Genomic DNA, 12,345 nt, shown 5'->3' with positions numbered 1-12,345 from the left:
GCGGCGTGGTGCAGTCTTGTGGATGTGAACGGGGCGCGACCGGCCCGGTTCGAGGAGAGATGCCCGGAGTGGCTTATCGGGGTCCGGAACATTGTTCCGGTCGGGCTCAGGCCCACGCAGGTTCGAATCCTGCTCTCTCCGCACCGATGGAACGCCCGTGTCCGGGCCGTGCTCACCTCGCCGTCACCGAACGGACCCGCCACCCCGCACCCGCCCTGGCGGTGTCGGCCGCGCGCGGGGGTCTTGTGGGTGACGCGGGTGACGCGGGTGTCCGAAGAGGCGGCCCGTGCCGCGCCCCCCTCCTGCCGGCGCGCGGCGGTCGCCTGCGGGGAGGCGGCGAGTTCCTCTTCTGGAACGGAGGCTGTCCGGCGGCGGACGAGTCCGGCGCTCCGCGCTTCGGTTTCCATGGCATGGCATGGCATGGCCTGGCCGGAAGCCGAAGGGCCCGTCGCGACCATGGCGTGGCGGCCCGTAAACCCTTCGCCCGTGATCACCCTTGGTTACTATGCTCGTTTCGTTCCGGAGGCCGGTCGCAACGGGGGAGACACCATCGGTGGTCCGTTCGGGGAGCGGGGGGACCGGCTCGCCGGCCGAAGCTCCCCGGACTCCTCCCCGGGCCGTGGCCGGTGATTCCTGCCTCTATGCCCCGGAATACTGTTCCGTGGATGGTAAGGCTGAAGAGATGGGTGACCTGGGAACATGTTGGAAGAGGTTGTAGCGACCCGCTACATCACGCCCCTGCGTGAGGGCGGCTCGCTCCCCGGGATCGTCGAGGCCGACGATCTCGGCACGTACGTCATGAAATTCACCGGTGCGGGGCAGGGGCGCAAGACGCTCGTCGCGGAGGTGATCTGCGGACAGCTCGGCCGACGGCTCGGACTGCGCGTCCCCACGCTCGTCCAGATGCAGCTGGACCCGGTCATCGGCCTCGCCGAACCCGACCAGGAGGTACAGGAGCTCCTGAAGGCCAGCGGCGGGCTCAACCTCGGGATGGACTTCCTGCCCGGCTCGATCGGCTTCGACCCGCTCGCCTACCAGGTGGATGCGCGCGAGGCCGGCCGGGTGGTCTGGTTCGACGCGCTGATCAACAATGTCGACCGGTCCTGGCGCAATCCGAACATGCTCGTCTGGCACGGCGACCTGTGGCTCATCGACCACGGTGCCACCATGATCTGGCACCACAACTGGCCCGGCGCCCAGGCCTCCGCCGCCAAGCCGTACAACGCCTCCGACCACGCGCTCGCCCCGTTCGCGCCCGACATCGCGGCCGCCGCGGCCGAGCTGGCCCCGCTGGTCACCGAGGAACTGCTCACCGAGGTTGCCGCGGACGTCCCCGACGAGTGGCTCGTGGACGAGCCCGGCTTCGCCACCACCGACGAGCTGCGCCGCGCGTACGTCGAGGCCCTGCTGCCGCGCGCCGCGACCATCCACGAGCGCATCACCATGGACGGCCCCACGCCGGACCGGCCGTCCCAGGCCCCCGGCTGGCTCACCGAGCACCTCACTCCCTGGCCCCACCCCGCCAAGAAGAACGACAAGGACGGCCAGCGGTGAGCGAGCGCGTTGTCTTCGAGTACGCCCTGCTGCGTGTGGTGCCGCGGGTGGAGCGCGGTGAGTGCTTCAACGCGGGCGTGGTCGTCTACTGCCGGGCCCGCGGCTACGTGGCTGCCCGTACCCACCTCGACGAGACCAAGCTGAAGGCCCTGGACCCGGCCGCCGACACGACGGGCGTACGGGCCGCCCTGCGCGCCGTCGAGGGCGTCTGCCTCGGCGGGGCGGACGCGGGCCAGGCGTCGGGCGACGACGCGGGACGCCGCTTCCGCTGGCTGATCGCGCCGCGTTCCACGGTCGTCCAGCCGGGCCCCGTGCACAGCGGCCTCACGGCCGACCCGGAGGCCGAGGTCGAACGGCTGCTGGGGCTGCTGGTGCACTGACCGGTCCGCCACGGCGCCGCCCGCGGCCACCGTGCGGGCGGCGTCGCGGATGTGACATGCGCCGCGACGGCCGTGCGCCGTTGACACCGGGTGCCAGGGCTTCTAGCGTCTCGTCTGCTGAAGGTACTAAGCGGTCGCTCAGACATCGGGAAGGTTCCGCGCACACGAGATCCCGTGCCGGAGGTGCCCCGGACCTGCTGGGCGGCGATCCAAGGGCGAGGAGAACGAAGCATGTCCACCACCGAGCAGCGCGTCGCCGTAGTGACCGGAGGGGCCCGGGGCATCGGCGCCGCCACCGCGGTTCGCCTGGCGGCCGAGGGCCGCGCCGTCGCCGTACTCGACCTCGACGAGGCCGCCTGCAAGGACACCGTCGACACGATCACCGCCGCCGGGGGCCGGGCCCTCGCGATCGGCTGCGACGTCTCGGACAGCGCCCAGGTGGAAGCCGCGGTCGCGCGGGTCGCCGCCGAGCTCGGAGCGCCGACGATCCTGGTCAACAACGCGGGCGTGCTCCGCGACAACCTGCTCTTCAAGATGAGCGAGTCTGACTGGGACACCGTGATGAACGTGCACCTCAAGGGCGCGTTCCTGATGGCCAAGGCCGTCCAGAAGCACATGGTGGACGCCGGGTTCGGCCGTATCGTCTCGCTCTCCTCCTCCTCGGCGCTCGGCAACCGGGGCCAGGCCAACTACGCCGCCGTCAAGGCGGGCCTCCAGGGCTTCACCAAGACCCTCGCCAAGGAGCTCGGCAAGTTCGGCATCACCGCCAACGCCGTCGCCCCCGGCTTCGTCGTCACGGAGATGACCGCGCAGACGGCCGCCCGGGTCGGCATGGGCTTCGAGGACTTCCAGGCCGCCGCCGCCACCCAGATCCCGGTGCAGCGCGTCGGCCGCCCCGAGGACATCGCCAACGCCATCGCCTTCTTCACGGGTGACGCGGCGGGCTTCGTCTCCGGGCAGGTCCTGTACGTCGCGGGCGGACCGCTCAACTGATTCCGGAGGGCTTGGACATCATGACAGTGCAGGACAGCGGGAAGGTCGCGCTCATCACGGGTGCGAGCCGGGGCATCGGCTTCGGCATCGCCGAGGCCCTGGTGGCCCGGGGCGACCGGGTGTGCATCACCGGTCGGGGCGAGGAGGCGCTCCAGGAGGCCGTCCAGCGCCTCGGTGCCGACCGGGCGATCGGCGTCGCGGGCAAGGCCCACGACGCGGAGCACCGGGCCGAGGCCGTCAAGCGCACCATGGAGGCGTTCGGCCGGGTCGACTTCCTGGTCAACAACGCCGGTACGAACCCGGTCTTCGGGCCGATCGCGGAGCTCGACCTCGACGTCGTCCGCAAGGTCTTCGAGATGAATGTCGTCTCCGCGCTCGGCTTCGCGCAGCTGACCTGGAAGGCGTGGCAGCAGGAGAACGGCGGGGCGATCGTCAACATCGCCTCGGTCGCCGGTATTTCCGCCTCACCCTTTATCGGCGCGTACGGCATGAGCAAAGCCGCCATGGTCAATCTGACCCTGCAGTTGGCGCACGAGTTCGCGCCGTCCGTCCGGGTCAATGCCATCGCGCCCGCGGTGGTGAAGACCAAGTTCGCGCAGGCTCTGTACGAAGGCCGGGAGGAGGAGGCCGCGGCGGCTTATCCGCTGGGCAGGCTGGGAGTTCCGGCGGACATCGGCGGTACCGCCGCGTTCCTGACGTCCAGCCAGTCGGAGTGGATGACCGGGCAGACCCTGGTGGTCGACGGCGGAATCTTCCTGAACGCGGGCGTGGGCTGATACGGCCTGAGCGGATTTGGCCCCGATTGACTCAAGTGCCCTGCCGGGCCTACGGATTGACCCGGCGGGGCGCTGCGGTATCGTCTGCCGACCCATGGCTGATCGAGGAGCGTGCACGTGTTCTACCGGGCCAGTCTGCAGGCCGCTGCAGCCCTAGCTTCCCTTTCTCTGCTGGCCGGCTGCGGACTTTTTTCCGACAGTGGTTCCAAGAGCGAGCAGAAGATAGTCGTCGGCACGACCAGTGAACCCTCGACCCTCGATCCGGCGGCGGCGTGGGACAACTCCTGGGAGATGATGCGGAACGTCTTCCAGACCCTGGTGAGTTTCCCGACCGGAAGTACCAGGCCCGAGCCCGACGCCGCGGAATGGTGCAAGTTCACCGACACCACGAGCACCTCCTACCGGTGCAAGATGCGCAAGGGCCTGAAATTCTCCAACGGGGACAAACTCGACGCCGAGGCGGTGAAGTTCTCCATCGAGCGGATCTCGGAGATCGACTTCAAGAGCGGGCCGGTCGGCATGCTCGGCTCGCTCGACCGCGTCGAGACGAAGGGGGACGACATCGTCGTCTTCCACCTCTCCCGCCCGGACGCCACGTTCCCGTTCATTCTGGCCACGCCCGCGATGTCCCTGGTGGCCCCCAGTGACTATTCCCGGCACAAAATACGCAACGACGGAAAGGTCACGGGTTCCGGCCCGTATCTCCTGGACTCGTACAAGCCGGGGCGCCGCGCCGAACTCGTGAAGAACCCCGACTACAAGGGATTCGCGAACCGCAAGAACGACGCCGTCACCATCCGGTACTACAAGGAATCCGCCCCGGTGGTCGCGGCGCTGCGGAAGAAGGAGATCGACGCGATCTACCGCGGTCTCACCGCCGAGGAGGTCGTCGGCCTGGAGCGGAGCCAGTCCAAGGACGGCCAGCCGCAGATCGTCGAGACGGTCGGCGCGGACATCCGTTTCCTCGTCTTCAACCCCGAGGACCCGGCGGCGGGGAACGTGGCCGTACGGCGGGCCATCGCCCAGCTGGTCGACCGCGACGCCCTGGTGGCCAAGGTGTACCAGGGCACGGCCGAACCGCTGTACTCCATGGTCCCCAAGGGCATCGGCGGGCACACCACCAGCTTCTTCGACGCGTACGGTGACCCGGACCCGGCCGAGTCGAAGCGGATCCTGTCCAAGGCGGGCATCACCAAGCCGGTCGAGCTGACGCTCTGGTTCACCACCGACCGGTACGGATCCTCCACCGCCCCCGAGTTCGACGAGCTGAAGCGCCAGCTGGAGAGCTCCGGGCTGTTCAGGATCACGCTCAAGAGCCAGCCCTGGAAGGCCTTCCAGGAAGGCTTCACCAAGGGTGAGTACCCGGTCTTCGGCCGTGGCTGGTTCCCCGACTTCCCGGACCCGGACAACTTCATCGCCCCGTTCGTCGGCAAGCAGAGCGTCACGGGAATGCCGTACCTGAAGGACGAGATCACCAAGCAGCTGCTGCCGCAGACCCGCAAGGAGGGGGACCGCGGCGCGGTCTCCAAGCAGTTCGAGCGGGCCCAGAAGATCCTGGTCGACGACGTGCGCATGCTGCCACTGTGGCAGGGCAAGCTGTACGTCGCCTCGGGCGAGGACATCGGCGGCGGCGAGCGTGCCCTGGACCCGCAGACGGTCATGCAGATGTGGGAGTTCTACCGCAAGACCAGCTGGTAGCCCCGGACCGCAGGACGCGTTGTCAGTGGCCCCCGGTAGGTTCTCGGACGTACAGCTGATTGCTTACCGGAGGTTGTTGAAGTGACCGACACCGACCTGCTGCCCGACTCCTGGCGCGGCGTCCTCGGCGACGAGCTGCAGAAGCCCTACTTCAAGGAGCTCACCGAGTTCGTCGAGGAGGAACGGGCCAAGGGGCCGGTCTATCCGCCGCGCGAGCAGGTGTTCGCCGCTCTGGACGCCACGCCCTACGACCGGGTGAAGGTCCTCGTCCTCGGGCAGGACCCCTACCACGGAGAGGGCCAGGGGCACGGGCTGTGCTTCTCCGTGCGGCCAGGCGTGAAGACACCGCCCTCGCTGCGGAACATCTACAAGGAGATGAAGGAGGAGCTGGGCCTGCCGGTCCCGGACAACGGCTATCTGATGCCGTGGGCCGAGCAGGGCGTGCTCCTGCTCAACGCCGTGCTGACGGTCCGCGCGGGCGAGGCCAACTCGCACAAGGGCAAGGGTTGGGAGAAGTTCACCGACGCCGTGATCCGGGCCGTCGCCTCGCGGCCCGACCCCGCGGTCTTCGTGCTCTGGGGCAACTACGCCCAGAAGAAGCTCCCGCTGATCGACGAGGAACGCCACGTGGTGGTGAAGGGCGCGCACCCCTCGCCGCTCTCGGCCAAGAAGTTCTTCGGCTCCCGTCCCTTCACGCAGATCAACGAGGCGGTGGCGGCACAGGGCCACGACGCCATCGACTGGCGCATCCCCGACCTGGGCTGAGCCCCGGCCCCGGTCCGGCCGACAGCGCGCTTCGGGCGGCCGGACCGGGACGCCCGCCCGAGCCTCAGCGGGATCGGCCGCCGCTGGCGCTAGCGTCGACCGGAAACGAACGGGGGACCGGCGCGCGAGGAGGCCGCGGTGGCGGAGCAGCGGGAGGCGTCCAGGGACGCCGTCATGACCAGGATCGGCCAGGCGGCCATGCTGCTGCACGGTGGTGACCGTGAGGAGGCCCGCAATCGTTTCGGCGTGCTCTGGTCGGAGATCGGCGAGTCGGGCGACGCCCTGGACCGGTGCACCCTCGCCCACTACATGGCCGACACCCAGGACGATCCCGGTGACGAACTGGCCTGGGACCTCAGGGCGTTGACCGCTGCGGACGGACTGCGTGGCGAGCGGGCGACGCGGCATCCCGATGCCCCCGCGCTGCGGGCCTTCTACCCCTCGCTCCACCTCAGTCTCGTGGCCGACTACCTCAAACTGAGGCGCCCCGACGCGGCACGGTTTCATCTGGACCGGGCCCGTGCCGCCGCCGGTGCGCTCGGAGACGGGCGGGCCGACGACGGATACGCGCAAGGGGTGCGCGCGGCGATCGTCCGGCTGGAGCTGCGGCTGCGCGAGCCCTGAGCGCGGCCCGCCCCTTGAGGCCGGGCGTGCCGCGCCGCACCTGCGGACGGCGGGCTCAGTGTCCGTAGGTGTCGTCACAGATCCTGGACTGGGGACTGCCCGCGGGCCAGTGCCCGTAGCCCCGGCCCAGCGCGCACACACCCGTACCGGAGGCCGGTGGCGGCGGGACGGGGACCGGTGCGGTCACGGCGGGCGGTACGGGGCGGGGGCGCGGGTGCGTGGCGGCGGGGTGCCGTTGCTGCCACGGGGCGCCGGACCGGGGCCGGTGGGTGCCGGGCGGCGTGACGGCCGCGGTCCGAGGCGGGGCGGCGGACGGCGGCCGGGGGGCGGACGGCTCGGGTACCGGCAGGGCCTCCAGCGAGTCATGGACGGGCGGCAGCGCGATCTGCGGCGACAGCTCCTGGGCGGGGCCGCTGGCATGCGGCCGGGGCGGGGCGTCCGGGCCGGGCCCCACGGACACGCAGCCGGACAGCGCCGTGGCGGCCATGCCGACCAGGAGGCTCACGGTGATTCGGGTTCGTTGCACCTGGTCAACTCTGCGGTGCGGACGCGGACCAGGTGCGCAGGGCTGGCGGGATTGCTCCGCACGGGTGACACCCGTTCAGCGCGGTGCCCACCCGGGCCCGAGCATTCCGTTCAGCAGTTCGGTGAATCCGGCGCGCAGTTCGGCCTCGTCCGGGACGGAGCGGTGGAACGAGCCCGCGGTGCACGAGAACATCAGCCCCTCGCACCAGGCGACCAGGGACAGGGTGTGCCGCTCGGGCTCGGCCGATCCGGCCGCCGTCATCAGCGCCAGCAGCGGTGCGCGGAACTGCCGGCCCGTCGCGTCGAAGAACTCCCGCAGCTCCGGCCGCCGGGTCGCCTCCAGGGCGAGCTCGTAGCGGCAGACCAGCAGGTCGGGGTGGCGGGTCAGATAGCGGTGCAGTGCCGCCGCGAGTGCGGCGGCCAGGTCCCGGGCCCCGTCGGGCGGGCCGCTTCCGGGACGGTCGCCCGCATCGCCCCGGGCCCCGCCGGCCATCAGTTCGCCGGGGGCCAGCACCCGGGCCTCGCGCTCCGCCAGCCGTCGTACCGCCGCCTCCAGCAGGGCCTGCCGGGTGCGCGCGTGGTTGGACGTCGAGCCCTGGGGGAGTCCGGCGCGCTCGTCGACCGCGCGGTGGGTCAGCCCCCGCATCCCGCGCTCGGCGAGCAGGCCGAGGGCGGCGTCGGCGATGAGGTCGGCCCGGGGGGTACCGGTGGTGCGTGTGGCCATGGGCTCAACCTACCCCCGCAACTACGTCTGTAGTACGGTGAAGTGGTTACTACGGATGTAGTTCCGGGTGCCGGGGCCTCCTGCGCCGCGGTCCCGGTGAGTCGTGTACGCGGAGGAGCCATGGACAGACCCCGTGCCGTCGTCATCGGCAGTGGAATCGGCGGCCTCACCGCGGCGGTGGCCCTGCACCGCCGGGGCTGGCGGGTCACCGTGCTGGAACGCGCGGCCTCCCTGGAACCGGTGGGCGCCGGGATCGCCCTCGCCCCCAACTCCCAGCGCGCCCTGGACGCCCTCGCGATGGGCGACGAGATCAGGGCGCTCGCCGCGTGGCAGGGCGAGGGCGGGTTGCGTGAGCCCGGCGGTCGCTGGCTCGCCCGTACCGACAGCGCCGCCGCGGCGGAGCGGTTCGGCGGGCCGCTGGTCCTGCTGCACCGGGCCGTCCTGGTCGAACGGCTGATGGCCCGGCTGCCCGGGGCCGCCGTCCGCACCGGCACCGCCGCGAGACTGCTGGACCCGGGCCGCGCGGACGGCGCGCCCGCCCTGGTCGAAACGGACGCCGGGACCATCGAGGCGGACCTCGTCGTCGGCGCCGACGGCATCGGCTCGGCCGTGCGGGGCGCACTCTTCCCGGACCACCCCGGTCCGTCGTACGCCGGGTTCACCACCTGGCGCATCGTCGTCCCCGCGCCCGACCGGCCCTTCGCCCCGCACGAGACCTGGGGACGCGGCGCCGTCTGGGGCACCCAGCCGCTCAAGGACGGCCGGATCTACGCGTACGGCGCCGCCGTCGCCCCGGCCCGGGGCCGCGCCCCGGACGGCGAGAAGGCGGAGCTGCTGCGCCGGTTCGGGGACTGGCACGACCCGATCCCGTCGGTCATCGCCGCCGCCGCCCGGGAACAGGTGCTCCGCAACGACGTCCATCACCTGACCGACCCGCTGCCCGCCTTCCACCGCGGACGCACCGTCCTGGTCGGCGACGGTGCGCACGCGATGGCACCGAGCCTCGGCCAGGGCGGCAACCAGGCCATCGAGGACGCGGTCGTGCTCGCCCACCGCCTGCCGCCGGACGGCGACCTCGGCGCCGGGGTGGCCGCGTACACCGCAGACCGGCTGCCCCGGACCTCGGCCATCGTCCGCAAGTCCGCCCGGACCGCGCGTCTCATGCGGCTGACCAGCACGCCCGCCGTCGCGGCGCGCAACGCGCTGATGTCCGCCGCCGGGCGCCTGGGCCCCGCGCTCGTCCTGCGCACCTTCGACGGGATCGCCGACTGGCAGCCTCCCCGGCCCACGTATGCTGCCCATCGCGAGGCGGGCACGGCTCCGGTGGACGCCGAACAGCGAGAGGGAGAACCCTGGTGAAGGTCGGCTGCATCGGGCTCGGTGACATCGCGCGCAAGGCGTACCTGCCGGTGCTGACCAGCCTGCCGGGCATCGAGCTGCACCTGCAGACCCGTACGCCCGCCACCCTGGCCGCCGTCGCCGGGGCCCACCGGATTCCGGCCGCGCAGTGCCACACCGACCTGGAGTCCCTGATCGCGCAGGGGCTGGACGCCGCGTTCGTCCACGCCCCGACGGCCGCGCACCCGCGGATCGTGGCCCGGCTGCTGGAGGCGGGCGTCGCCACCTACGTCGACAAGCCGCTGGCCTACGAACTCGCCGAGTCCCGGCGGCTGGTGGCCCTGGCCGTGGAGCGCGGCACGAGTCTCGCCGTCGGCTTCAACCGCAGGCTCGCCCCCGGCTACGCGGAGTGCGCCGAGCACCCGCGCGAGCTGATCCTCATGCAGAAGAACCGGGTGGGCATGCCGGAGGAGCCGCGCACCATGGTGCTCGACGACTTCATCCATGTCGTCGACACCCTCCGCTTCCTGACGCCGGGACCGGTCGAGGACACCGTCGTCCGGGCGAGGATCCGTGACGGCCTGATGCACCACGTCGTGCTCCAGCTGTCCGGCGACGGATTCACCGCCATCGGCATGATGAACCGGCTCAGCGGCTCGACGGAGGAACGGCTCGAGGTCTCCGGCCGGGACTCCAAGCGCGAGGTCGTCAATCTCGCCGAGACCATCGACCACCACGGGGTGCCGAGCGTGCGGCGACGCGGCGACTGGGTGCCGGTGGCCCGCCAGCGCGGCATCGAGCAGTGCGTCCTGTCGTTCCTCGACGCCGTACGCGCCGGGACGGTGCTGGATGCCGGGGACGCCCTGCTGACCCACGAACTCTGCGAACGCGTCCTCGCCGATCTCGGGCTCGCCTGACGCCCGGCGGCGTCGCCCGGTCTCCGGATGCGCCCGGTCCGGCCGGGATGCAGGCTGAGGTGATGCCACCGGCCTGTGGAGGTGACCTCGTGCGACCTCACGACGAGCCAAAGGGCTGGGGAGCGCTCCAGCCGCCGCCCGGCTACTACTCGGCTAACGGCCAGCCCCCCGACGACGCGCAGCGCGCCCTGATCCTCGACTGGGCGGTCAACCAGCGGATAGCGGCCGGCTGGCGGGTGGAGTCCCGTTCCCCGACCCAGGTCGTCATGGTGCGCGGAACCCCGCTCAACCACGTCCTGCACGCCCTCCTGATGGTGCTCACCTGCTTCCTCTGGGGCGTCGTCTGGCTGGTGCTGGCCGTGACCCACAAGGTCGAGCGGGCCGCCCTCACCGTCGACGCCCAGGGCCACATCATCTCGGTGAACGGTCCCTGACCGGCCCGGCGGATGTCTTGGCCCGACGGACCCCGCGCGAGCGGCCCGCGAGCGAGCGGGCCGCTTCGTACACGCAGAACAGGGCCAGTACGGCCGCCGCTCCCCGAAGCGGCCAGTCGCCCAGCCGCACGTAGAGCGTGGTGCCCGTCGCCAGCGGTACGTCGAACACGGCGGCGCCACCGGTGCGCGTACCGAGCGGTGTGCCGGTCCGGGCGCCCGAGGGGCCGTATGCCGTACTGACCCCGGTGAGCGTGGCGTGCACCATCGGGCGGCCGGTCTCGGCGGCCCGCAGCGCCCCCAGTGAGGCGTGCTGCCAGGGCGCCCAGCTGTGCTGGAACGAGGAGGTCGAGGACTGGGCGACCAGCAGCCCCGCACCGTGCTGGGCGAGCCGGCGGCTCATGTCGGGGAACGCGGACTCGAAGCAGACCATCGGCCCGATCCGAAGGCCGTGCCCGCCCCCGGCCCCGGGCACCGCCATCGTGACCTGCCGGGCGCCCCGCAGCCGGTCCTCGCCCGCCGCCCGCCCCATGGACGTGGCCCAGCCGAGCACCGGCCGCGCCGGGACGTACTCGCCGAACGGCACCAGCCGCATCTTGTCGTACCGGTCCCCGGTCGGCCCGTCCGGTCCGACCAGCACCGCCGATTTGAAGATCCCGGTCCGCCCGGACCGGTCGGTCTGCCGGGTGTCCACGTTGACCAGCACATCCGCGCCCACCCGGCGCGAGAGCGCCGCGATCCGCCCGGCGACGTCCGGCCGGCGCGCGAGATCCACTCCCACACTGCTCTCGCCCCACACCACCAGATCGGGATCACGCCCGGCCAGCGCACCGGTCAGCCGCTCACTGGCGGCCAGCCGCCGCTCCGGGCCGTGCGGACCGTCGAACACCCCGGGCTGGACGACGGCGATCCTGGCCGTCCCCGACTCCTTGGGCCGGGGCGCCCACCGGGCCGTCGCCCCCACGGCCAGCCCGCCCACCACGAGACACACCACGGCCGTCGTACGCGCGGCCGGGGCCAGGAACAGCAGGGCGGCAGCCGTGTTCATCGCGACCACCACCAGGCTCACCAGCCACACGCCTCCCACCGACGCCACGCGGAGCGCGGGGCCCACCTGCCACTGGGAGGCACCGAGCAGGCCCCAGGGGCCGCCGAGCGCCTCCCAGGAGCGGATCAGCTCGGTCATCAGCCAGCCGCAGGGCACCAGGACGATCGCGCGGACGGCCGCCGGGGCGGAGAGCGGCCCGCCCAGGGTCCGGCGGACCAGCAGCCCCCAGGGCGCCCACAGCAGCCCGAGCAGCGCGGCCAGGAGCACGATGAAGACATGAAGGCTCGGCATCAGCCAGTGATGCACCGCGAGCATGTAGCCGGTGCCTCCGAGCCAGCCCTCCAGCGCCGCCCGCCGCGCCGTGCCCGCCGACCGGACGAGGAGCAGCCACGGCACCAGACAGACACCGGCCAGCCACCACAGACCGGGAAGGGGAAACGTGAGCGCGGGCAGCGCCCCGGCGAGCAGGGCCAGAACGCCCCGCCACCGGGCGGCCAGTCGCCCACTCCGCTCCCGCCGCTTCCACCGCTTGCCCCGGTCGGCCGGAATCCGCATGCGGCGCCTCCCTTCGC

General features: G+C 72.1%; 13 protein-coding genes and 1 tRNA gene. 11 read left to right on the top strand and 3 right to left on the bottom strand.

Annotation, left to right across the window (positions count from 1 at the left end; translation table 11 throughout):
- Window positions 1-53: 53 nt before the first annotated feature.
- The 8 genes from ACFVWY_RS12120 to ACFVWY_RS12085 all read left to right on the top strand — a co-directional run bounded on the left by ACFVWY_RS12120 (window position 54) and on the right by ACFVWY_RS12085 (window position 6,790).
- A tRNA-Asn gene (locus tag ACFVWY_RS12120) sits at window positions 54-141 on the top strand.
- A 558-nt stretch (window positions 142-699) separates the two neighbouring features.
- Window positions 700-1,554, top strand: coding sequence for a HipA family kinase (locus ACFVWY_RS12115; RefSeq protein ID WP_389870245.1), 855 nt, complete (start codon window positions 700-702; stop codon window positions 1,552-1,554).
- Window positions 1,551-1,934, top strand: a complete 384-nt coding sequence (locus tag ACFVWY_RS12110) for a DUF3037 domain-containing protein (RefSeq protein WP_389870243.1) — start codon at window positions 1,551-1,553, stop codon at window positions 1,932-1,934. Before ACFVWY_RS12115 ends, ACFVWY_RS12110 begins: the two co-directional genes overlap by 4 nt.
- Before the next feature lie 231 nt (window positions 1,935-2,165).
- Window positions 2,166-2,927 carry a 3-oxoacyl-ACP reductase FabG gene (fabG, locus tag ACFVWY_RS12105; RefSeq protein ID WP_389870240.1) on the top strand — a complete coding sequence of 254 codons (762 nt, stop codon included), beginning with the start codon at window positions 2,166-2,168 and terminating at the stop codon, window positions 2,925-2,927.
- Between the two features lie 20 nt (window positions 2,928-2,947).
- Window positions 2,948-3,703: an SDR family oxidoreductase gene (locus ACFVWY_RS12100; RefSeq protein WP_389870238.1), complete on the top strand. Its 756-nt coding sequence runs from the start codon at window positions 2,948-2,950 to the stop codon at window positions 3,701-3,703.
- Between the two features lie 117 nt (window positions 3,704-3,820).
- Window positions 3,821-5,401 (top strand): ABC transporter substrate-binding protein, encoded by a 1,581-nt coding sequence (locus ACFVWY_RS12095; protein ID WP_389870236.1) that lies wholly within the window; start codon window positions 3,821-3,823, stop codon window positions 5,399-5,401.
- Between the two features lie 81 nt (window positions 5,402-5,482).
- On the top strand, window positions 5,483-6,166 hold the full coding sequence (gene ung, locus ACFVWY_RS12090; protein ID WP_389870234.1) for a uracil-DNA glycosylase: 684 nt from the start codon (window positions 5,483-5,485) through the stop codon (window positions 6,164-6,166).
- Between the two features lie 138 nt (window positions 6,167-6,304).
- Entirely contained in the window at window positions 6,305-6,790 is a 486-nt protein-coding gene (locus ACFVWY_RS12085) for a hypothetical protein (RefSeq protein ID WP_389870232.1), read from the top strand.
- 55 nt (window positions 6,791-6,845) lie between these two features.
- On the opposite strand, the gene ACFVWY_RS12080 is transcribed toward ACFVWY_RS12085, so the two are convergent.
- Together ACFVWY_RS12080 and ACFVWY_RS12075 are read right to left on the bottom strand one after the other, a co-directional pair.
- Window positions 6,846-7,316 carry a hypothetical protein gene (locus ACFVWY_RS12080; protein WP_389870230.1) on the bottom strand — a complete coding sequence of 157 codons (471 nt, stop codon included), beginning with the start codon at window positions 7,314-7,316 and terminating at the stop codon, window positions 6,846-6,848.
- Window positions 7,317-7,391: 75 nt separating this feature from the next.
- Window positions 7,392-8,039: a TetR/AcrR family transcriptional regulator gene (locus ACFVWY_RS12075; RefSeq protein WP_389870228.1), complete on the bottom strand. Its 648-nt coding sequence runs from the start codon at window positions 8,037-8,039 to the stop codon at window positions 7,392-7,394.
- A gap of 120 nt (window positions 8,040-8,159) precedes the next feature.
- Between ACFVWY_RS12075 and ACFVWY_RS12070 the strand changes: the two genes are divergently transcribed.
- From ACFVWY_RS12070 to ACFVWY_RS12060, 3 genes are all read left to right on the top strand, one after another.
- On the top strand, window positions 8,160-9,398 hold the full coding sequence (locus ACFVWY_RS12070) for an FAD-dependent monooxygenase (protein WP_389870226.1): 1,239 nt from the start codon (window positions 8,160-8,162) through the stop codon (window positions 9,396-9,398).
- Complete coding sequence (locus ACFVWY_RS12065) at window positions 9,395-10,294, top strand: Gfo/Idh/MocA family protein (RefSeq protein WP_389870224.1); 900 nt, start codon at window positions 9,395-9,397, stop codon at window positions 10,292-10,294. Before ACFVWY_RS12070 ends, ACFVWY_RS12065 begins: the two co-directional genes overlap by 4 nt.
- An 89-nt stretch (window positions 10,295-10,383) precedes the next feature.
- The gene (locus tag ACFVWY_RS12060) at window positions 10,384-10,728 is read left to right on the top strand and encodes a hypothetical protein (RefSeq protein ID WP_389870222.1); all 345 of its coding nucleotides are present in this window, start codon (window positions 10,384-10,386) and stop codon (window positions 10,726-10,728) included.
- Here ACFVWY_RS12060 and lnt read toward each other — a convergent pair.
- The gene (gene lnt / locus ACFVWY_RS12055; protein ID WP_389870220.1) at window positions 10,706-12,328 is read right to left on the bottom strand and encodes an apolipoprotein N-acyltransferase; all 1,623 of its coding nucleotides are present in this window, start codon (window positions 12,326-12,328) and stop codon (window positions 10,706-10,708) included. The two genes, ACFVWY_RS12060 and lnt, sit on opposite strands and share 23 nt — an antisense overlap.
- Between the last annotated feature and the right edge of the window lie 17 nt (window positions 12,329-12,345).

The sequence above is a fragment of the Streptomyces sp. NPDC058195 genome, assembly GCF_042883525.1.
In the GTDB taxonomy this organism is placed as follows: Bacteria; Actinomycetota; Actinomycetes; order Streptomycetales; family Streptomycetaceae; genus Streptomyces.
Note: the sequence above shows the minus strand (reverse complement) of the source record. Positions and strands in the feature narration are given on the sequence as shown.